Source organism: Desulfovibrio sp. X2, from assembly GCF_000422205.1.
Classification (GTDB): domain Bacteria; phylum Desulfobacterota; class Desulfovibrionia; order Desulfovibrionales; family Desulfovibrionaceae; genus Alkalidesulfovibrio.
On the sequence record NZ_ATHV01000044.1, the window covers coordinates 127,552 to 149,648 of the forward strand.

Sequence of the window (22,097 nt, forward strand, 5' to 3'; positions counted from 1 at the left end):
ACCCGTCTGCCGCGGCAATACCTCGTGAGGCGTTCCCGTGCAACCGTGCGCACCTCAATGAGACTCATGTGTATTATCTATAAGCAAAATACGGCCGGGGGAAGCCCCCCCGGCCGTATTTTTTTTCGGGATCGCCGCTACTTCAGGCGCTCGGCGAGGAGCTCGGCGGTATGCTTGACTTCGATCTTGCGGCCGGAGGCGTTCATGCCGCCGCGGATCTGCATGACGCAGCCCGGGCAGTCCGTGGCGACCACGGAGACGCCGCCCGCTTCCAGGTTGGCCAGCTTCTTGGCCAGGAGCGTCCTGGAGACGACCGGGAACTTCATGGAGTAGGAGCCGCCGAAGCCGCAGCAAACCTCCTCTTCGTCCGTGGGCACGTACTTGTGGGCCGTGCCGAGGAGCTCGCGCGGGGCCTCGTGCACGTCCATGCCGCGGCAGAGGTGGCAGGGGGCGTGGAAGCCCACGGCCTTGCCGGAGTTGGTGAAGTCGTTCTCGTCAAGTCCCAGCACGTCGTGCACGAAGGAGCTGAAGTCGATGACCTTGTCCGAGAACTGCTCCGCCTTGGCGGCCAGCGCCGTGTCGTCCTCGAGCAGCTTGGGGTAGCCGTGCTTCAGGTGCGAGGCGCAGGAGGCGCACAGGGTGACGATGTAGTCGTAGTCCGCCGGGTCCATGGCCGTCAGGTTCTGGCGAGCCACGTCCTTGGCCGCTTCCTTCTCGCCCATCATGGTCACGGGCAGGCCGCAGCAGGACTGCTTCATGGGGAAGTCGAGCGCCACGCCGCCGCGCTTGGTCATGACCTTGACCGCGGCGACCATCTGCTCGGGGTAGACGAAGTCCTGCACGCAGCCCGAGAAGAGCGCCACCTTGAGGGTGGGGTGCGGGACGTTCGGCTTCACGTCCTTCCACATGTCGCGGAACGCCTTGGGGGCGATGGCCGGCAGCTTGCGGAAGTCCTGGCCCTTCATGAACACGGTGGGCAGATGGCGGATGAACTGCCCTTCCTTGTCGGAGAAGGGCTTCTGGGCCCAGCGCATGTTCTTCAGCAGGGTGTGGAACAGGGCGCGGTTCTTCAGCACCAGGCCCAGGAGCTTGCTCTGCGTGGGATGTCCTTCCTCGTCCTGGATGCGGGCGTGGATCTCCTTGATCAGGCGCGGCAGGTCGATGCCCGCGGCGCAGACCTCCTTGCAGGCCCCGCAGTTGACGCAGTTCTGCACCAGGAACTTGGCCTTGTCGCGGCCGTGGAAGAAGTACGTGTTGATCATGCCGATGGCGCCGATGTAGATGTGGCCGTACTTGTGGCCACCCACCAGGCGGTACACCGGGCAGACGTTGGCGCAGGCGCCGCAGCGCACGCAGCGCAGGGCCTGGCCGAAGTCCTTGTCCTTGGCCAGGGCGCGGCGACCGTTGTCCAGGAAGACCACGTGCATGATCTTCTTGTTCTCGGGCGCGCTCTTGCACTCGTTGGGGCCGGTGATCCAGGTCACGTAGGAGGTCAGCTGCTGGCCCGTGGCGTTGCGCGGCAGGACCTTCAGCACGCGGAAGGCGTCGTGCATCGTGCCCGTCAGCTTGTCCAGGCCCATGATCGCGACGTGCACGCGCGGCAGGGTCGTGGTCAGGCGGGCGTTGCCCTCGTTGGTCACGATGCCGATGGTGCCGGTCTCGGCCACGGCGAAGTTGCCGCCCGAGATGCCCATGTCGGCCTCGACGAACTTGCGGCGAAGCTCCCGGCGGGCGACCTTGACCAGCTTCTGGATGTCCACTTCCTGCTTCTTGTGGGTGACCTCGGTGAAGAGGTCGGCCACCTGGTAGCGGGAGAGGTGGATGGCCGGCATGACCATGTGGGACGGCCCCTCGTGGCGCAGCTGGATGATCCATTCGCCCAGGTCCGACTCCACGACGTCGAGGCCCACGTCCTCCAGGTGGTGGTTGAGGAGCGTCTCCTCCGCGGTCATGGACTTGGACTTGATGATCTTCTTGACGTCGTTCTCACGCGCGATCTTGGCGATGATCTCGTTGGCCTCGAAGGCGGTCTTGGCCAGGTGCACCTTGATGCCCATGGACTCGGCCTTGGCCTTGAACTGCTCGAAGAGCTCGTCCATGCGCGGCATGGCCTCGTCCTTGGCCTTGGCGATCTCGGCGATCAGGCCCTTGACGTCCATGCCCGCGAAGGCGTTGGCCCGTCCGGTGCGGTAGGCCACGGCGAAGGTGTCGAGGATCTTGCGCTGGAAGTCGTTGCTCAGCGAATCCTCGAGCTCGGACAGGTATTGGTCGAGAGTGGTCGCGGTTTGCATCAGGCAGCCTCCAGAAGAAGAACGTGGAGCTCCAGGGGGCCGTGCACGCCGATGGCCAGCACGCGCTCGATGTCGGCGGTGCGGCTCGGGCCGGTGATGAAGGCCATGTAGCTCGGGGTCTTGTTGACGATGTCCAGGAGCTCTTCCTCGCACTCGTAGGTGCCGGCCCTGAGCTTGGACTCGGGCAGGACCACGACGTTGATCTCGCTGACCATCGTCGAGAGGCGGACCTCCTCGGCGGAGGAGTCCACCACCACGGTGCCGGTCTCGGCCAGGCCGTAGTCGGCCAGGGTGAAGCCGATGTCGATGCCCGCCAGGTGGTCGCGCATGTCCTTGGTGAGCAGCTTGATCCCGGCCTTGTCGGCCAGGGTCTTCAGCTCCTTGAGCGCCTTGCCGGACAGCTGCGGCGCGGCGATGACGCGCTCGGCGGTCTTCTGCCCGCAGAGCTCACCGGCCGCATCGGACACGGGCTCGCCGCAGCCGGACATGAGCAGCTGGCAGGCTTCCTTCTTCAGGCAGATGTCCACGGCGTAGGCGTAGGCCTCCTTCATGGACTTCACCTTCTTCACGACGGCGGAGACGGCCTCCGCCTTCTGGGTGAAAAGGGATTCGATCTCTTGTTGCACCACGTGGCACCTCCGGGATTGCCGCGCCGCCGCCGTATCGTCCGACAGCGGCGGCGCGGCGTTTGATCTTACTGGTTACGCAGCACTTCGAGGGTCTCGGTGGCGATCTCGAGCTCCTCGTTGGTCGGGATGATGAAGATCTTGATCGGGCTGCCCGCGGCGCTGATCTCCACGGCCTGGCCGCGCGGCGCGTGCATGTTCTTGTCGCTGTCGATGACCGCGCCGAGGGGGGCCAGGGTCGCGCAGGCGAGCTGGCGCACCACGGCGTCGTTCTCGCCGATGCCCGCCGTGAAGCAGATGGCGTCGCAGCCGCCCAGGACCGCCAGGTCCTGGCCGATGAACTGGGTCACGCGGCGGCAGAAGACCTTGAGCGCCAGCTCCGCGTCCGCGTCGCCCTCGCTCACGCGCGCGTGGATGTCGCGCATGTCGTTGTAGCCGCAAAGCCCCTTGAGGCCGCTCTGCTTGTTCAGGATGGTGTCGATCTCCTCGGCGGTCAGCCCCTTGTTGGAGGCCAGGAAGGCGATCACGGCCGGGTCGATGTCGCCGCAGCGCGTGCCCATGACCAGGCCGCCGAGCGGGGTCAGGCCCATGCTCGTGTCGATGCACTTGCCGTTCTTGACCGCGTCCATGGAGCAGCCGTTGCCCAGGTGCACGGTGATGCACGAGGTCTCGGAGAAGGGCTTGCCGAGCAGCTTGGCGCACTGCTTGGCCACGTAGCCGTGCGAGGTGCCGTGGAAGCCGTAGCGGCGGATCTTCAGCTCGGTGTAGTATTCCTTGGGGATGGCGTAGCGGTAGGCCTCGGGAGCCATGGTCTGGTGGAACGCGGTGTCGAAGACGACCACGTTGGGCACGCCGGGCAGGAGCTTGCGCGCCGTCTCGATGCCGGCCAGGTGGCCGGGGTTGTGCAGCGGGCCCAGCGGGATGAGCTTCCGGATGCCCTCGACGACCGAGTCGTCCACGAGCATGGGCTGGCTGAAGAGGTCGCCGCCCTGCACCACGCGGTGGCCGATGGCGTCGACGTCCGAGATGTTCTCGAGCACGCCGGTGTCCTTGGCCACGATGAGGTCCATGACCTTGGTCAGGCCGAAGGCGTGGTCCTTGATGGGCATCTCGTAGGAGAAGGACTCCTCCTTGGGGGAGCCGGGGAAACGCTTGTGACGCACCGCGCCGATGCTCTCGCCGATGCGCTCGACGAGGCCCGTGGTCAGGACGGTGGTGCTGTCCATGTCCAGAAGCTGGTACTTGAGCGACGAGCTTCCGGAGTTGAGGACGAGAATCTTCATGGTCTTAAGCTCCCTTGGTATTGCTGAACTGGGCCTGGATGGCGGTGATGGCCACGGTGTTCACGATGTCGGGCACCGTGCAGCCGCGGCTCAGGTCGTTCACAGGCTTTCTCAGGCCCTGCAGGACGGGGCCGACGGCGATGGCGTTGGCGGCGCGCTGCACGGCCTTGTAGGTGTTGTTGCCGGTGTTCAGGTCCGGGAAGATGAACACCGTGGCCTTTCCGGCCACCGGGTTGCCCGGCATCTTGGTGCGGGCGACCTCCGGGTCGTAGGCCGCGTCGTACTGCAGCGGCCCCTCGAGGGCCATGTTCGGGGCCATCTTCTTGGCCAGGGCCACGGCCTCGCGGACCTTGTCCACGTCCTGGCCCGAGCCGGACTCGCCCGTGGAGTAGGAGAGCATGGCCACGCGCGGTTCCACGCCGAACTGCACGGCCGTCTCCGCGGAGGCCACGGCGATCTCGGCCAGCTGCGGGGCCGTGGGGTTCGGGTTGACCGCGCAGTCGCCGAAGACCAGCACGCGGTCGGGCATGCACATGAGGAAGACCGAGGAGACCAGCGAGATGCCGGGCTTGGTCTTGATTATCTGGAGCGCGGGCCGGATGGTCTGCGCCGTGGTGGTGATGGAGCCCGAGACCATGCCGTCGGCCGCGCCCAGCTGGACCATCATGGTGCCGAAGTAGGTCGGGTCGGCCATGGTGTCGCGGGCCAGCTCGGGCGTCACGCCCTTGGTCTTGCGCATCTCGAGGAAGGTGTTCCAGTACTCCTCGTACATGGCGGAGTTCACCGGGTCGATGATCTGGGCGGTGTCGAGGCTCAGCCCCATCTGGCCCGCGCGGTCGACGACCTTGTCCACGTCGCCGAGGATGGTCAGGTCCACGATGCCGCGGCGCAGCAGGATGTCGGCGGCCTGCAGGATGCGGTCCGAGGAGCCCTCGGGCAGCACGATGTGGCGCTTGTCCGCCTTGGCCTTCTCGATCAGGCTGTACTCGAACATGATCGGGGTGACCTTGGTGGAGCGCTTGGCCTCGAGGCGGTCGCGAAGCTCGCGGGTGTCCACGTGCTCCTCGAAGGAGCCGAGCGCGGTGGCGATCTTCTTCTGGTCCTCGGGGTCGATGCGGCCGTAGAGCTCGGTCAGCGTGCGCGTGGTCTTGTAGGTGTGGCCCTCGGCCACGAGCACGGGCAGGGGCACGCCGGTCCAGCCCTCGAGCAGCTTCTGGATGGTCTGCGGGGGCCTGAGTCCGCCGGTGAGCACGATGCCGGCCACTTCCGGATAGGAGTGGGACTGGCGGGTGGCGAAGCAGGCCAGGATGATGTCCGCGCGGTCACCCGGGGTGATGACCAGACAGTTCTTGGAGACGTACTCCAGGAAGTTGTCCACGTGCATGGCGGCGACCACGTAGTCGTCGATCTGCACGTCCAGGTGCTCGCGCCCGGACAGGGGCTCGGCGTTCAGCCACTTCTGCACGTCGAGCATGGTCGGCTTGCCGAGCGACGCCACCTCGGGGATGACGTAGGCCAGGCATTCCTCGTTGACCCGGTACTTGCAGCGCAGCCCGGTGAGGATCTCGTTCTTGTCCTGGACCTCGGCCCTGTTGACGATGGTCGCCAGGATGTCGAGGTTCTTGTCCGTGAAGGTGTCGATCACGATCTGCGTCTGGGCGATGATCTGCTTCGCGGTCTTGCCCTGTCCGTTGGCCACGAGGACCACCGGTGCGCCGAGGTTGGCCGCGATTTCGGCATTGATGTCGAACTCGAAGGAGGCGTCGCCGCCCATGAAGTCCGTGCCTTCGCACAGGATGAAGTCGAAGCGCGACTCCAGGGCCTTGTACTTGGCCAGGATGTTCTCCATGAGCAGGGCGTGCTCGCCGCGGTTGATGAGGTCCCGGGCCTGCTCGAGGGTGTAGGCGTAGGCGTCCTGATAGGTCTCGTTCAGGTAGAACTGCGAGAGGATCAGGTTCGTGTCGTGGTCACGCTTGCCCTCGACGCTGCCGCTGATGATCGGCCGAAAGAAGCCCACGCGGCGGATGTCGCGCATGAGCAGCTGCATGAGCCCCAGGCAGATGGCGGATTTGCCGCTGCGGGCCTCGGTGTTGATGACATAGAGGTTCTTGGCCATGATGCACCTTCTTGTTCGGTGTTACCGTCTCGCCCGACGCTAGAGCGATTCGGCGTATAGCTCCATAACATGTTTCACGGGAATGGAGTGCCCGCTTCTGGAAAGCATGTCCGCGATCTGCATCATGCAGGCCGGACACGACGTCGCCGCGACCTGGGCCCCCGTCGCGGCGATGCTCTCCGCCTTCTTCAGGCCGATGGTCTCGGAGAGCTTGTAGTGCTTGAGGTTGAAGCTGCCGCCGTTGCCGCAGCAGGAGGGGCCGCCGGGAAGTTCCGCCACGGAGTATCCGGCGGTGGCCTCGATTATCGTGCGGGGCTGCTTGGTAACCCCGAGGGCGTTCCGCAGGTGGCAGGGGTCGTGGTAGGCGGCCTTGGCCACGTTGGAGGGCTTGCCCGCAAGCGCCGTGACACCCAGGACGTCGACCAGGAACTGGCTCACGTCCATGACCTTGGAGGCCACCATGCGCACCCGGCCCTGGTCGAGCTGGTCGCCGTAGTACTTGGGCCAGAGGTGGGAGATGGTCGAGGTGCAGGTGGCGCAGGGGGTGAGCAGGTAGTCCCAGGGCGCCTTGGCGAAGAGGTCCAGGTTCTGGTGCACGAGCTTGTCGAAGGACTCCGGCTCGCCGCAGGACAGCGCGGGGATGCCGCAGCAGGCCTGGTTCGCGGGCATGAAGACGCCGACGCCGTGGTGCTCCAGGATCTTCAGGACCGCAAGGCCCACGTTCGGGAAGATCTTGTCCGTGACGCAGCCGGGGAAGAAGGCCACGCGAAGGCCCGACTTGCCCGGAGGCGTGTCCATGCGGGGCACGAGGGAGCCGAGGGGCTTGGCCGCCAGCTTCTTGAAGTGGCGATCCGCGATGACCGGCGCGTTGAAGCGCGCGCAGGACGTGCCGATGATCGCATCGGCGTCCTTGGTGAACAGCCCCTGGAAGGAGGCTCCGAACTTGAGCAGGTTGTTCATGAGCTTGGGGTTGGTCAGGAGCTTCCTGAAGATCAGGCGCTGCGCCGGGGGCAGGCCGAGGTAGCCGGCCAGGATGGCGCGGGCGCGCAGGAAGATGTCCGTGACCTTCACGCCCGAGGGGCAGTTGGCCTCGCAGGTGCCGCAGAGCAGGCAGCGCTGCAGCTTCTCGTTGACCGCCTCGGGGTCCTTGACCATCTCCTCGACCAGGCCGGAGAGCAGGGCCAGCTTGCCGCGCGTGACGTCGGTCTCGCGGCCCGTCTGGGCGAAGACCGGGCACTGCGCCTGGCACATGCCGCAGCGCATGCAGCCGGTCAGGAGATCGTCCAGCTCCTTGAGCATGGACACGAGTTTCTTGATGTCCGCCATGGGTTCCTCCTATGGACCGTCCGGGCTAGCCGAGCAGGGGGCCGAGCAGCTTGCCGGGGTTGAGGATGCCCTTGGGATCGAGCACGCTCTTCATGCGGCGGGCGTATTCGATGCCCGCGACGCCGATCTCGTTCTTCATGAACTTGGCCTTGGCCAGACCGATGCCGTGCTCGCCCGAGAGCGTGCCGCCCAGCGCCAGCGCCTCGTCGAAGATGGCGTCGATGGCCTTCTCCACGCGCACCCACTCGTTGTGGTCGCGCTTGTCCGTGAGGATGGTCGGGTGGAGGTTGCCGTCGCCCGCGTGGCCGAAGGTGCCGATGGTCAGCTCGAACTTCTTGGCGATCTTGCCCAGGGCCTCCATCATGGCCGGGATCTTGGACCGGGGCACGGTGGCGTCCTCGAGCACGGTGGTCGGGCGCATGCGGGCCAGGGCGGGCAGCGCGTCGCGGCGGGCCTGCCACACGGCGTTGCGCTCGGCCTCGCTCTTGGCGACCTGCACGGCGCTGGCCTTGTGCTCCTTGCAGATGGCCTCGACCTTGGCGGCCTCGTCCTCGACCTGGGCCGGGTGGCCGTCCACCTCGATGAGCAGGAGGGCCGCGGCTTCTGTCGGCAGACCGGCCTTGCGGAAGTTCTCCACGGTGCGGATGGTGAAGTTGTCCATGAGCTCGAGGGTGGCGGGCACGATCTTGGAGGCGATGATCGCGGACACGGTGCGCGAGGCGGCCATGACGTCGTCGAAGATGGCCATCATGGACTTGTGCGCCGCGGCGGGCGGCACGAGCTTCAGGATGAGCTTCTCGAACACGCCGAGCGTGCCCTCGGAGGCGACCATGAGCCCGGCGAGGTTGTAGCCGGTGACGCACTTCACGGTCTTGGAGCCGGAGTGGACCAGCTCGCCGTTCACGTCGAAGAAGTCGACGCCCATGACGTAGTCCTTGGTCACGCCGTACTTGAGGCCGCGAAGGCCGCCGGCGTTCTCGGCCACGTTGCCGCCGAGCGTGGAGACGGCCATGGAGCCCGGATCGGGCGGGTAGAACAGGCCCTTGGCCGCGACCTGGGCCGCGAACTTGGCGGTGATCACGCCGGGCTGGACCACGGCGTACATGTCCTCGACGTTCAGCTCGAGGATCTTGTCCAGGGCGGTGGTCAGGCAGACCACGCCGCCGGGATGCGGGATGGTGCCGCCCGAGAGGTTGGTGCCGGAACCGCGCACGGTGAGCTTGATTCCGTTGTCGTTGCACAGCTTGACCACCTTGCCGAGGGCTTCGGAGGTGGCGGGCCGGACGACGAGGGCGGGCTCGACCTTGTCGAGGACCGCGGCGTCGTAAGAGTAGGCGTGCAGATCGGTGGCGTCGGTCAGGACGTTGTCCTTGCCGACGACGGCTTCGAATTCGCTAACGAGGGCCTTGGACGTCATGATGGCTCTCCTTTTGTCGTTATCGCGTTTCGGGTCTTCCGGCGGCCTTGTGGCCGCTTCCGGACCTCCGCGTTCCGAAGCGTCCCGCGGGGCAGGGCGCTTCGGAACGGGGAGGTCCGGCGATCTCTCGCCGGACCGTTCCCCAAAGACAGTCTATCCCCCCGGCAGCATGAACTTGAGCCAGTATGCCTGGGCCAGGGTGATCATGCCCACCACCACGAGCATGGCGATGGAGTGCAGGACGGTGAAGCGGAAGATGTCACCCTCGCGGCCGACCATGTTCGAGGCCGCGGTGGCCACGGCGATGGACTGCGGGGAGATCATCTTGCCGGTGACGCCGCCCGACGAGTTGGCGGCCACGCACAGGTGCGGGTCCACGCCGATCTGCTGCGCGGTCGTCTTCTGCAGGGCGCCGAACAGGGCGTTGGAGGACGTGTCCGAACCGGTCAGGAACACGCCGAGCCAGCCCAGGAACGGCGAGAAGAACGGGAACATCGCGCCGGTCATGGTGAAGGCCAGGCCCAACGTGGCGCTCATGCCCGAGTAGTTCATGATGAAGCCCAGGCCGAGGACCAGGGCGATGGTCAGGATCGGGTAGCGCAGCATGAGGATGGTCCGGCCGAAGCAGTTCACGGCCTTGCCCAGGCCGTAGTTCGGCAGGAAGGGCAGGGACGCGAAGCCCGCGAAGAACACGGCGGAGCCGGCCGAGGCGAGCAGGGCCTGCTTGTACACGGCCGCGTAAGGCGCGTCCTTGGCCACAATGGGGACGGTCTTGACGACCAGGTTGTGCAGGCCGGGCCAGTTGAGGGAGACGACCAGCGCGGAGCCGAGCACCTTCTTGACCGGATCGAGGCCCCACAGGAAGACGAACAAGGCCAGGATGATCCACGGAATCCAGGCGCGCATGACCTGGCCCTGGGTGTAGGGGCACTGCGAGCGGGCGCAGGTGGCCTTGGGCTCGTGCGCGAAGCGCCAGATGTTCTTCGGGTGCCAGACCTTGAGGAACAGGCCGAGGCCCAGGATGGTCACGATGGCCGCGATGATGTCCGGCAGGTAGGGGCCCATGAAGTTGGAGACCGTGAACTGCGAGACGGCGAAGCACAGGCCCGCCACGATGATCGCGGGCAGGACCTCGAAGGTCCGCTTGAAGCCGCACATGGTCACGGTCAGCCACAGGGGCACGATGACCGAGAGGAAGGGCAGCTGGCGGCCGACGATCTGGGAGATGGTGTGGATGTCGAGGCCTGTCACCTGTCCGGCGACCACGATGGGGATGCCCAGGGCGCCGAAGGCCACGGGCGCGGTGTTGGCGATGAGGCAGATGCCCGCGGCGTACAGCGGCTCGAAGCCGAGACCCACGAGCATGGCGGCGGTGATGGCCACCGGCGTGCCGAAGCCCGCCGTGCCCTCGATGAAGGAGCCGAAGGCGAAGGCGATGAAGATGGCCTGGAGCCTGCGGTCTTCCGTCATGCTGGCGAGCGAGGTCTTCAGAATCTCGAACTGCCCGGACTCGACCGTCATGTTGTAGACCCAGATGGCGCAGACCACGATCCAGACGATGGGGAAGATGCCGATGGCGGCGCCGTAGAACACGGAGCTCACGGCCATGCCCACGGGCATGCCCCACACGGCCACGGCCAGCACCAGGGCGGCCACGACGGACGCCAGGGCTGCCCAATGTCCCTTGGCGCGCTTCACGGCCAGCATGTAGAAAAGGATGTAGAGGGGAATGCCCGCTACGAGCGCCGACAGCACGATGCCGCCGAGCGGATTATACACTTGCAACCAAGTCATGTTCTCACTCCCAGGGGAATCCCACGCCGCGGGAACCTCTTTCTCGCGCCGGTCCGTGCGCGGACGCGGCGCAGGAGCGCTGCGCGTGTCCGGTATGGTTCGGCGTTGAGATCATGGTTTGGTCTTCCGTGCACTTGCCGTTGAGGTTTCGGGTCGGATGAGCCCTCGGGCCGCGCGGCCTTCGGGTGACGCCTCATTGCAACTCGTCAGGTTCTCGATGGACGGTATATGGAGATCATGCCTCGCTCTTCGTCACGGGGCCGACCGTCCGGAGAGGCGGAAGACGGGGCGCTTTCGCGCCCCGTCCGAACCTCTCCGGACGTCGGTACCGTTGCAGCGGCGTGAAGCCGCCCGTCCCTTGTCCCGTCGTTCCGCCCGCGGCTACCGGCGCGACGATGTCCAGGAGGAAGAATCCAGGCAGAGGTGCCGCCGGGGTCCGTGGCCAGGCGAACCATGAGTTCGCCTGCCCGGGACCGGCAGCCGTCGTTCCTCTCGCGAGAGGGGAACAACGGCCAGGACGAGCCCGCGATCTGCGCGACAGCCGCGGCCTGGGGCCTTGGGGTCGCCATCGTGGGAACGCCGGTGGTGTTGTTCACCATCCGCTTGGATGTCTCCGACCGGGTCGCCGTTCGCAGTGATGCGAGGGAGGCCGCGCGTGCGGGAGAGGGTGGGTTCAGAACGGGAAGCCGCATGTCTTTATACCGTTGCCGTTTTCGTCGTTGCGTCTGTTTCGATCGGTCCTGGGCCTAGAAGGTCCCCGGGAACAGGACGAAGCAGAAGATGAGCGCCATGATGCCCGTGACCAACCCGTACAGAAGGAAGGGCCAGAAGGTCTTGCGCATGATGTCGCCTTCCCTGCCGGAGAGGCCGACCACCGCGCAGGCGGCGACGATGTTGTGGATGCAGATCATGTTGCCCATGGCGCCGCCGACGGCCTGGACCGCGACGATGATCTCCCTGGGCAGGTGCAACGTGGTGGCCACGCCCCACTGGAACTCGGAGAACAGCAGGTCCGAGACCGTGTTGGAGCCGGTGATGAAGGCGCCCAGGCCGCCCACGAAGGAGGCGAACATGGGCCAGCCGAGCCCCACGATGGCCGCCACGGCGTGGGCCATGGCCAGCGGCATGGAGGGGTAGGCGTTGGGGTTCAGGGTGGTGTCGCCGATGCCCGAGCCGCGGAAGATGGAGACCAGGGCCACGGCGAAGAACAGGGCGATGGCCGGGTTCTTCATCTTGGCGATGGAGTCGGTCCAGGCGGCCTTGACCTTGGCGCCGTTCATGCCGTGGATGGCGATGGTCAGGATGGCCACGAGCATGAAGGGGATGGTGCCGGGCAGGTAGAGGTAGGCGATGGAGGCGTTGACCGTGGGGAAGCCCAGGATGGCCTTGAAGCTGATCGCCTGGTGCGCCAGGAAGCCCTTGAGGCCCAGAGCCGGGATGCGGGTGATGACCAGGATGATGCCGATCAGCACGTAGGGCAGCCAAGCGCGGAACTGGCTCATGTGCGCCGTGAACTTGCAGTCCTCGGCAGCGCTCACGGAACCGGTCCACTCGGGATCCCACTTGCTCTGCGGGCCGAAGGTGAAGACCTCGTCCTTGGGCAGGCAGAAGCCCTGCTTGGCGCCCCAGACCACCACGCCGAGGCCGACCAGGCCGCCGATCAGGGACGGCAGCTCAGGTCCGAGCACCCAGGCGAAGAAGAGGTAGGGCACGGAGAAGGCCACGGCCGCGAAGACGCAGAACTTCCAGGCGCGGAAGCCGGTCTTCCAGGAGCGCTTGGGGCCGAAGAAACGGGTGATGAAGCCGAGCATGAAGATCGGCAGGATGAAGGCCATGACAACGTGGATGAGGCTGGCCCACTGGCCGATCAGGGCGTTGAAGGAGGCGAGGTCGGTGAAGTTGACGTTGGCGCCGCCGGCGGCAGCGGCCTTGGCGACCAGGTCCTTCAGGGGCGTCAGGCCGAGCACGATGGGCGTGCCGACCGCGCCGAAGGTGACCGGGAAGGAGTTGAACACGAGGCAGATGACCGCGGCGGCCATGGCCGGGAAGCCCAGCGCCAGGAGCAGCGGAGCGGCCAGGGCGGCCGGGGTGCCGAAGCCCGCCGCGCCCTCGATGAAGGCGGCGAACAGGTAGCCGATGATGATCGCCTGCACGCGCATGTCCGGCGAGATGTTCTGCATCCCGCACTGGATGGTCTCCATGCCTCCGGAGTCACGCAGCGTGTAGAGGATCAAGATCGCGCCGAAGACGATGATCAGGATGCCGATGGCCGTGATCACGCCCTGAATGGACAGTGCGGCGATGTAGCCGACGGGCAGCTGCCAGACGAAGACGCCTGCCAGGGCCGTGACGAGCCAGGCCAGGGGCATGGCCCGGGTGGCGGGCCAACGCATGCCCACCATGAGAACGAGTGCCAGGATGATTGGAATTGCGGCGATTATCGCCAGTGCTCCGATTGACATCAACGAGCCTCCGAAATGTGTTGCGTGTTGCCTCTTCGCGGTCTCGCCTCGCCTCCTCATCCGGCTCGGCTCGGCCGCATTCTCCCCCCGGCGCCGTTGTCCGACTGGCGCGTGGGGGGACCTCCTCTGTCCCTGAAACCGGTCTTTCGAGGAATGCGGCCGGGGCCTTGCGACCCCGGCCGATTCCCCCCTGTATTAGCCGCCGAGGCCGGCGTCGCAGGGCTCGCCCCCGGCGGTGGGGCGAACATGCTCGGCCGTATCGGACAGCACGCACTGCGGAAGCGGGGCGACCTCTTCCGCGGTGTAGGGGTTCTGATCTGCCATCAGATTCAGGATGCGCCAACGTTCGTTGACCTCGTTCTCGATGGCCTGACGCAGGATCTTGGCCTCCTCGGGGGCCGACTTCTCCAGCATGGCGAAGCGGTTCTCACCGGAGAGGAAGTCCTTGACCGTGCCGTCCGGGGCCTTGGAGTCGATCACCAGGGGGTTCTCGCCCTTGCCCGCGCGGCGCGGATCGTAGCGGAAGAGCGGCCAGTAGCCGGAATCCACGGCCAGCTTGGTCTCTTCCTGGGTCTTGCCCATGCCCTTGCGGATGCCCTGGTTGATGCACGGGGCGTACGCGATGATCAGGGACGGGCCCTTGTAGCTCTCGGCCTCGGCAAAGGCCTTGAGCAGCTGGTTCTTGTTGGCGCCCATGCCCACGGAGGCCACGTAGACGTAGCCGTAGGTCATGGCCATGCGGGCCAGGTCCTTCTTGCGCACCTGCTTGCCGGAGGCGGCGAACTTCGCCACCGCGCCGGTCGGGGTGGCCTTGGAGGACTGGCCGCCGGTGTTGGAGTAGACCTCGGTGTCCATGACGAGGATGTTCACGTCCTCGCCCGAGGCGAGGACGTGGTCCACGCCGCCGTAGCCGATGTCGTAGGCCCAGCCGTCACCGCCGAAGATCCACACGGACTTCTTGGTGAGGAGGTCGGCCTGGGCGGCGATCTCCTTGCAGATCGGGGAGGTCTCGGCGGGCAGCAGGGCCTTCAGCTTGTCTCCGGCGGCCTTGGAGGCGTCGGCGTAGTCCTTGCCGTTGATCCAGGCCAGCATGGCCTCCTTGAGCTCGTCGGAGACGCCCGCGGCGATGGCCTCCTGCATGCGCAGGGCCAGCTTCTCGCGGCGCTGGCGGGTGCCCATGGCCATGCCGAAGCCGAACTCGGCCGCGTCCTCGAAGAGCGAGTTGCCCCAGGCCGGGCCGTGGCCGTCCTTGTTCACGGTGTAGGGGATGGCCGGAGCCGAGGCGCCCCAGATGGAGGAGCAGCCCGTGGCGTTGGCGACCATCATGCGCTCGCCGAAGAGCTGGGTCAGGACGCGCACGTACGGCGTCTCGCCGCAGCCCGCGCAGGCGCCGGAGAACTCCATGAGCGGCTTCTGGAACTGGCTGCCCTTGACCGTGGAGCGGGAGAGCAGGGAGTCCTTCAGGGGCACGGAGACGGCGAAGTCGTAGTTGGGCACCTGGGCGTCGGTCTGGCTGGCCAGGGGCTTCATGACCAGGGCCTTGTCCTTGGCCGGGCAGATGTCGGCGCAGTTGCCGCAGCCCATGCAGTCGAGGGTGTCGACCTGCATGCGGTACTTCATGCCCTTCAGCTCCTTGCCCTTGGCCTCGACGGTCTCGAAGGCCGCCGGGGCGCCCTTGAGCTCGGCGTCAGTGCCGAGGACCGCCAGGAGCGCGGAGTGCGGGCAGACGAAGGCGCACTGGTTGCACTGGATGCAGTTTTCCTTGATCCACTCGGGGACCTTGATGGCCACGCCGCGCTTCTCGTACTGCGTGGTGCCCGAGGGCATGGTGCCGTCCACGGAGAAGGCCGAGACGGGCAGCTTGTCGCCCTGCTGGGCCAGCATGGGACGCATGACCTTGGAGACGAACTCCGGCTCGTTGCGCACGGGCGCGGCCGTGTCGGCGGCGGTGGCCCAGGACTCGGGGTAGGCCACGGGCTCGAGGGCCTCGATGGCCTTGTCCACGGCGGCCACGTTCATGGAGACGATCTTCTCGCCCTTCTTGCCGTAGGCCTTCTTGATGGAGTCCTTGAGCATGGCCACGGCCTGCTCGAAGGGAATGACGCCCGCCTGCTTGAAGAAGGCGGTCTGCATGATCATGTTGATGCGGCCGCCGAGGCCCACTTCCTGGGCGATCTTGACCGCGTCGATGGTGTAGAACTTGAGCTTCTTGGCGGCGATCTGGCGCTTCATGGCGCCGGGCAGGTGCTCTTCCATCTCGGCCAGGGACCAGGGGGAGTTGAGCACGAAGGTGCCGCCGTCCTTGATGCCCTCGAGCAGGTCGTAGGCGGTCACGTAGGCCGGGTTGTGGCAGGCCACGTAGTCGGCGCTGGTCACCAGGTAGGTGGACTGGATCGGGGCCTTGCCGAAGCGCAGGTGGGAGATGGTGATGCCGCCGGACTTCTTGGAGTCGTAGGCGAAGTACGCCTGCACGTAGAGGTCGGTGGCCTCGCCGATGATCTTGATGGCCTGCTTGTTCGCGCCCACGGTGCCGTCGGCGCCCAGGCCCCAGAACATGCACTGGATGGTGCCGGCCGGGGTGGTGTCCGGGAAGGAGGCGTCCACGGGCAGGGAGGTGCCGGTGACGTCGTCCTCGATGCCCACGGTGAAGTGGTTCTTGGGAGCGGCCGCGGACATGTTGTCGTACACGGCCTTGACCATGGCCGGGGTGAACTCCTTGGAGCCCAGGCCGTAGCGGCCGGCCAGGAACTTCACGCCGGAGAGGCCGCGCTCGACGGCCGCGGCGCAGACGTCGAGGTAGAGCGGATCGCCGAGCGAGCCCGGCTCCTTGGTGCGGTCGAGCACGGTGACGGTCTTGGCCGTGGCCGGCAGGACCGAGAACAGGGCCTCGGCGCTGAAGGGACGGTAGAGGTGGACCTTGATCAGGCCGATCTTCTCGCCCTTGGCCTGGAGGTGGTTCACGACCTCCTCGATGGCCTCGCAGCCGCTGCCCATGCAGATGATCACGCGGTCCGCCTCGGCGTGGCCCACGTAGTCGAAGAGCTTGTAGTGGCGGCCGGTCAGGGCGGCGACCTTCTCCATGTAGGAGGAGACCACGGCCGGGACATTCAGGTAGTACGGGTTGGAGGCCTCACGGCCCTGGAAGTAGACGTCGGGGTTCTGCGCGGTGCCGCGGATGTTCGGATGCTCGGGGTTCATGGCGCGGGCGCGGTAGCGGGCCAGGGCCTCCTGGTTCACCAGGCCGAGCATGTCCTCGTAGGGCAGGACCTCGATCTTCTGGATCTCGTGCGAGGTCCGGAAGCCGTCGAAGAAGTGCAGGAAGGGCACGCTGGTCTCGATGGCCGCGAGGTGGGCGACCAGGGCCATGTCGTGGGCTTCCTGGACGGAGTTGGAGGCCAGCATGGCGAAGCCGGTCTGGCGCGTCGCGTAGATGTCCTGGTGATCACCGAAGATCGACAGGGCGTGCGCGGCGATGGCGCGGGCCGAGACGTGGAACACGCCGGGCAGCAGCTCGCCGGAAATCTTGTACATGTTGGGAATCATCAGCAGCAGGCCCTGCGACGCGGTGAACGTCGAGGTCAGGGCGCCGGCGGCGAGGGAGCCGTGCACGGCGCCGGCGGCGCCGGCCTCGGACTGCATCTCGCGCACGGCCAGGACTTCGCCCCAGGCGTTCTTGCGCTTCTGGGCTGCCCAGTCGTCGCACACCTCGCCCATCGTCGAGGACGGGGTGATGGGGTAGATGGCCGTGGTCTCGCTCAGGGCGTAGGCCACGTAGGCGGTCGCGGTGTTTCCGTCGACTGTCATCTTCTTCTTAGACATCAGTGTTCTCCTTCCGAGTCGGCCGGGGGGATCCCCGGCCAGGATTGGTTCGAACTTCGGCCGGCTCGCGTCCGGCACGCGCCCGCCACGCGCGCGAAGTGATCCGGTCAAAGCTTAAACAAGAAACATGCCATGGCACTGGTCCGCTAGGTTACAGAATTATCACGGGCTTTCAACAGGAGAGTGGGCCGCAGGAGGAGGGGCCGCAGGGTGTCCGATTCCGGAATAGCGGAGAAAAAATGGAGAAGCGGGCTTACCTTAGTTTAAACCGGACTTATCGCTGTATTGTCAAGAAAATACGGCGCTCTCGTGTTGATCGGTCGAGAGGGGCCAGGAACGCGGAGTCGGCATATCTTGCCAAAATAAAAAGCATTCTTAAATTCCGTAAAACAGGACCGCTTTTCCGGAATGCCGGAAAGCGGACCGGAAGACGGCCCCCCCGCGCCGGACCGGGGATGCAGACGGGGGGCCGCTTGCATTTTTCCCCGCGTCCGGTATCCAGGCCCTGATCGGTCGGAAAAACCTGGGAAAAGTGGTATACGCCAAGACGATGAAACTGTTTTCGCGCGCTCTCTGTCTCCTGGTCGTCTGTCTGGCGGCCCTGGCCGCATCCCGGCCGCTGCACCCCGTCCACGCCGCCGAGCACGCCATCGCGCAGCGGCCCGGGCAGGCAGGGTTCAGCGATGCGGACGAGGAGCGCTACCTGTCCACGCCCAAGCGCCAGGTCCTCTACCTGAACAGCTACCAGAACGGCTATTCCTGGTCGGATCACATCCTCGAGGGCGTGCGCCTGGGGCTCGACAAGGCGCCCTACGACATCGACCTGCAGGTCGAGTACCTGGACGCCAAGAAGCACCCCGGCCCGGACAAGGCCATGCTCCTGGCCAAGCTCCTGGCCGCCAAGTTCGCCAAGACCCACCTCGACGCCATCATCGTCTCGGACAACGACGCCTACGACTTCATGATCGAGCAGCAGCCCAAGCTCTTCCCGGGCGTGCCCGTGGTCTTCTGCGGCGTGAACGACTTCAAGCCCGATCGCATCAAGGGGCTGCCCTTCACCGGACTAGTGGAGAACCCGGACATCGCCGCCAACCTCGCCCTGGCCGCGCGGCTGCACCCCACGCGCAGGCGCTGCGTGGTCATCTCGGACGAGGCCGTGACCTCCAAGGCCATCATGGCCCAGTTCCGCCAGGCCATGCCCGCCTTCGAGAAGCGCTTCGACTTCGACTTCGAGATCGTGCACAGCATGGCCGAGATAGGCAGGAAGGCCGCCGCCGTGGGCGACGACGCCATCATCTTCCTCGTGCCCTTCTACATGGACGAGCAGGGCTACTCCTACTCCACCGAGGAGATCACCGCCTTCGTCTCCCGCCGCTTCAAGGGACCCGTGTACAGCGCCTGGATGTTCATGCTCGGCCACGGCATCGTGGGCGGCAAGCTGCTCTCCGGCGTGCGCCACGGCGAGGCCGCCGCGCGCACGGTCATCGACATCCTGAACGGCGCGAACCCCAGGAACATCCCCATCAACACCGAGCCGCAGGACGAGTACATCTTCGACTGGCTGGTGCTCAAGCGCCTGGGCATCCCCACGCGCCTGCTGCCCGCGGGCAGCGTCTTCATCAACGAGCCCGCGCCCTTCTACGAGCTGCAGAAGCCCGTCTTCTGGACCATCATCGCCTCGCTCATGATCATGAGCGCCATCCTCGTGCAGCTCATCCTGATCAACGCCAAGCGCCGCCGCGCCGAGACCCAGGTCAAGGAGCAGCTGACCTTCATGCAGCTCCTCCTCGACACCATACCCCAGCTCGTCTACTGGAAGGACACCAAGGGCCGCTACATGGGGGCCAACAAGTCCTTCGTCGACTTCTTCGGCCTGGGCGACGTGACCCAGGTCATCGGCCTCACCAACCGCGACCTCATCGACCTCGACGAGCACGCCCAGCGCGGCGACGACGCGGACCAGGGAGTGCTCGTCTCGGGCCAGGGCCCGGCGCGCATGACCTGGGAGCTCGAGCGCGCCGACGGCTCCGTGGCCGTGCTCAAGGTCTCCAAGGTCCCCCTGAGCGACCACAAGGGCCAGGTCGTGGGCGTGCTCTCCACGGCCGAGGACATCTCCGGCCGCCTGAGCCTCGAGCGCCAGCTCATCCAGTCGCAGAAGATGGAGGCGCTCGGCACCTTCGTCTCGGGCATCGCCCACGACTTCAACAACATCCTGACCACCATCATCAACTCCGCGGAGCTCGCCCTCCTCGACCTGCCCAAGGACACCGAAGCCACCCGCGACATCGCCCGCTCGCTCCGCGCCGCGCAGCGCGGCTCGCGCCTCGTCTCGCAGATGCACACCTACTCGCGCCCCTCGCGCGAGGGCTTCCGCCCCGTGGACATCGCCCAGGCCGTGCGCGAGGCCCTGAACCTCCTGCGCGCCTCCCTGCCGGGCAACATCCGCCTCTCCGAGGAGATCGAGCCGGGCCACGCCACCAGCCTCGCCAACCCCACCCAGATCCACCAGGTGGTCATGAACCTGTGCACCAACGCCTTCCAGGCCATGCGCGAGACGGGCGGCATCCTCTCCGTGGGGCTCGCCCACCACCACCTGGCGCAGATCCACCCCGAGGCCCCGAGCCTGCCCCCGGGCGACTACCTCATGCTCGCGGTCGGCGACACCGGCCCCGGCATCCCGGCCTCCATCCGCGACAAGATCTTCGACCCCTTCTTCACCACCAAGGGCAAGGGCGAAGGCACCGGCCTCGGCCTGGCCGTGGTCCAGGGCATCATCGCCGCGCACAAGGGCGCCGTCATCCTCTCGAGCCCGCCGGGCGAGGGCGCGCGCTTCGAGGTCTGGCTGCCCTGCATCGCCGCCTGCATGAGCGCGCCCGGAGAAGACGAGGACGCGCCCTCCTCCCCCAGGCCCGGCACCGAGCACGTGCTCTTCGTCGAGGACAACCCGGACCAGCTCATGACCGTGCCCAAGGCGCTGGAACGCCTCGGCTACGCCGTGACCCCCGCGCGCGACGCCCACGAGGCCCTGGACGCCCTGGCCCGCACCGAGCGGCCCTTCGACGTGGTCATCACCGACTACGACATGCCCGAGGTGGACGGCGTGGAGTTCGCCCGCAACCTGGCCCAGATCGCGCCCGGACTGCCCGTGGTCATGGTCTCCGGCCGCCGCGGAGCGGTGGACGCCGCGGTGCGCGCGCCCTCCATCCGGCTCGTGCTCCCCAAACCGTACAATGCCTCGGATCTCTCCCGCGCCCTGGGGCAGGTACTGGACGGCCCGGCCCCGGCCGCCGAACGGAAGTGACGCATGGCGAACATCCTGGTCATAGACGACGACGAACGCATCCTCGAAACCATGCGCCGCATCATCGAGCGCATGCACCACACCGCCCTGGTCGCCCCGACCCTGGCCCTCGGCCTGGCCGAGGTGGAGCACGGCGGCGTGGACGTGGTCTTCCTGGACATCAGCCTGCCCGACGGCAACGGCCTGGACGCCCTGCCGCGCATAAAATCCCTGCCCGGCGCGCCCGAGGTCATCATCCTCACCGGCCAGGGAGACCCGGACGGCGCCGAGCTCGCCATCCAGGAAGGCGTCTGGGACTACCTCGTCAAGCCCACCCCCATCCGCGACACCATGCTCTCCCTCGAACGCGCCCTGCTCTACCGCCAGGAGAAGATGGCCGCCCAGCCGCCCGTGGAGGTCGACCTCGAAGGCGTGGTCGGACTCTCGCAGCGCATGAAGAGCTGCTACGAGGAGATCGCCCGTGCCGCCCACACCAACGCCTCCGTGCTCATCACCGGCGAGACCGGCACCGGCAAGGAACTCTTCGCCCGCACCATCCACGCCAACTCCGAGCGCAAGGATGGCCCCTTCGTGGTCATCGACTGCGCCTCGCTCACCGAAAACCTCGTGGAGAGCGCCCTCTTCGGCCACAAGAAAGGCTCCTTCACCGGCGCCAGCGCCGACCGCACCGGCCTCGTGGCCCTGGCCAACACCGGCACCCTCTTCCTCGACGAGGTCGGCGAGATGTCCCTGGCCCTGCAGAAGTCCTTCCTGCGCGTGCTCCAGGAACGCCGCTTCCGCCCCGTGGGCGGCATGCGCGAGGAGGCCAGCGACTTCCGCCTCATCGCCGCCACCAACCGCGACCTCGAAGCCATGGTCGAGGAAGGCGCCTTCCGCCAGGACCTCTACTTCCGCCTCAAGACCTTCGTCATCAGCCTGCCCCCCCTGCGCGAACGCACCGCGGACGTGAAGCTGCTGACCATGTACAAGATCTCCGCCCTGTGCGAGCAGAACTCCCTGCCCGCCAAGCGCTACGATCCCGAATTCTTCCAGGCTCTGGCCGCCTACCCCTGGCCCGGCAACGTGCGCGAGCTTTTCGCCGTGCTCGAGACCGCCTTCCACGCCGCGGGCGGCACCGAGATCCTCTACGCCCGCCACCTGCCCCAGGAGGTGCGCGTGGCCCTGGCCCGCGCCAACATCGCCAAGGGCCGACACGGCGAGGCCGGACAGGCCCTGCCGCGCGACGACAACGGCTTCGGCGCCCGGCCGGGCGCGGTGGACACCTCCCTGCCGCTGCGCGTCTTCAAGGACGAGATGGAACGCCGCTACCTCAAAGCCCTCGCCCGCGAGACCAACGGCGACGTCGACGCCATGATCGAACGCTCCGGCGTCTCCAAGTCCCACCTCTATGCCCTGCTGAAGAAGGCAGGCATCTCTCCCGGACATCTTTAGGCCGCTGAAAAAACGCCATCTGCGGCGTCGCCGCGAAGACTCCGAATCCTCGCGTATTGAAGAGGCAGGCATCTCGCCCGGACATATCTAGAAGACAGCCGAAGACAGAATGCCTCCGGCGGCCAGGGAGGGGCTGCGCGCCCCTCCCTGGACCCTCCCGCGCCAGGCTGAGCCTGGACCCGCTTCGCACGCGGCACGCAGGGCCCATGAACACGGGCGACCTGGGCGTGG

Annotated in this window: 11 protein-coding genes; 2 read left to right on the forward strand and 9 right to left on the reverse strand. The window is 66.7% G+C overall.

Annotated elements, in window-relative coordinates; genetic code table 11:
• Positions 1-137: 137 nt before the first annotated feature.
• The 9 genes from ldhH to nifJ all read right to left on the reverse strand — a co-directional run bounded on the left by ldhH (position 138) and on the right by nifJ (position 17,134).
• Complete coding sequence (ldhH, locus tag DSX2_RS12855; RefSeq protein WP_020881255.1) at positions 138-2,291, reverse strand: L-lactate dehydrogenase (quinone) large subunit LdhH; 2,154 nt, start codon at positions 2,289-2,291, stop codon at positions 138-140.
• Positions 2,291-2,920 carry a lactate utilization protein gene (locus tag DSX2_RS12860; protein WP_020881256.1) on the reverse strand — a complete coding sequence of 210 codons (630 nt, stop codon included), beginning with the start codon at positions 2,918-2,920 and terminating at the stop codon, positions 2,291-2,293. Before DSX2_RS12860 ends, ldhH begins: the two co-directional genes overlap by 1 nt.
• Before the next feature lie 65 nt (positions 2,921-2,985).
• On the reverse strand, positions 2,986-4,200 hold the full coding sequence (locus DSX2_RS12865; protein WP_020881257.1) for an acetate kinase: 1,215 nt from the start codon (positions 4,198-4,200) through the stop codon (positions 2,986-2,988).
• A 4-nt stretch (positions 4,201-4,204) separates the two neighbouring features.
• The gene (gene pta / locus DSX2_RS12870; protein ID WP_020881258.1) at positions 4,205-6,316 is read right to left on the reverse strand and encodes a phosphate acetyltransferase; all 2,112 of its coding nucleotides are present in this window, start codon (positions 6,314-6,316) and stop codon (positions 4,205-4,207) included.
• Positions 6,317-6,355: 39 nt separating this feature from the next.
• A complete protein-coding gene (locus tag DSX2_RS12875; RefSeq protein WP_020881259.1) occupies positions 6,356-7,642 on the reverse strand; it encodes a (Fe-S)-binding protein in 1,287 nt (428 codons plus the stop codon).
• A gap of 25 nt (positions 7,643-7,667) precedes the next feature.
• Positions 7,668-9,059, reverse strand: coding sequence for an FAD-binding oxidoreductase (locus DSX2_RS12880; RefSeq protein WP_020881260.1), 1,392 nt, complete (start codon positions 9,057-9,059; stop codon positions 7,668-7,670).
• A 153-nt stretch (positions 9,060-9,212) separates the two neighbouring features.
• Positions 9,213-10,853 (reverse strand): L-lactate permease, encoded by a 1,641-nt coding sequence (locus DSX2_RS12885; RefSeq protein WP_020881261.1) that lies wholly within the window; start codon positions 10,851-10,853, stop codon positions 9,213-9,215.
• 746 nt (positions 10,854-11,599) lie between these two features.
• Positions 11,600-13,315, reverse strand: a complete 1,716-nt coding sequence (locus tag DSX2_RS12890) for an L-lactate permease (protein ID WP_020881262.1) — start codon at positions 13,313-13,315, stop codon at positions 11,600-11,602.
• Between the two features lie 195 nt (positions 13,316-13,510).
• Entirely contained in the window at positions 13,511-17,134 is a 3,624-nt protein-coding gene (nifJ, locus tag DSX2_RS12895; RefSeq protein ID WP_020881263.1) for a pyruvate:ferredoxin (flavodoxin) oxidoreductase, read from the reverse strand.
• Positions 17,135-17,684: 550 nt separating this feature from the next.
• On the opposite strand from nifJ, the gene DSX2_RS12900 reads away from it, so the two are divergent.
• Entirely contained in the window at positions 17,685-20,435 is a 2,751-nt protein-coding gene (locus DSX2_RS12900; RefSeq protein ID WP_020881264.1) for an ATP-binding protein, read from the forward strand.
• A 3-nt stretch (positions 20,436-20,438) separates the two neighbouring features.
• Positions 20,439-21,866 (forward strand): sigma-54 dependent transcriptional regulator, encoded by a 1,428-nt coding sequence (locus DSX2_RS12905; RefSeq protein ID WP_020881265.1) that lies wholly within the window; start codon positions 20,439-20,441, stop codon positions 21,864-21,866.
• Positions 21,867-22,097 lie beyond the last annotated feature (231 nt).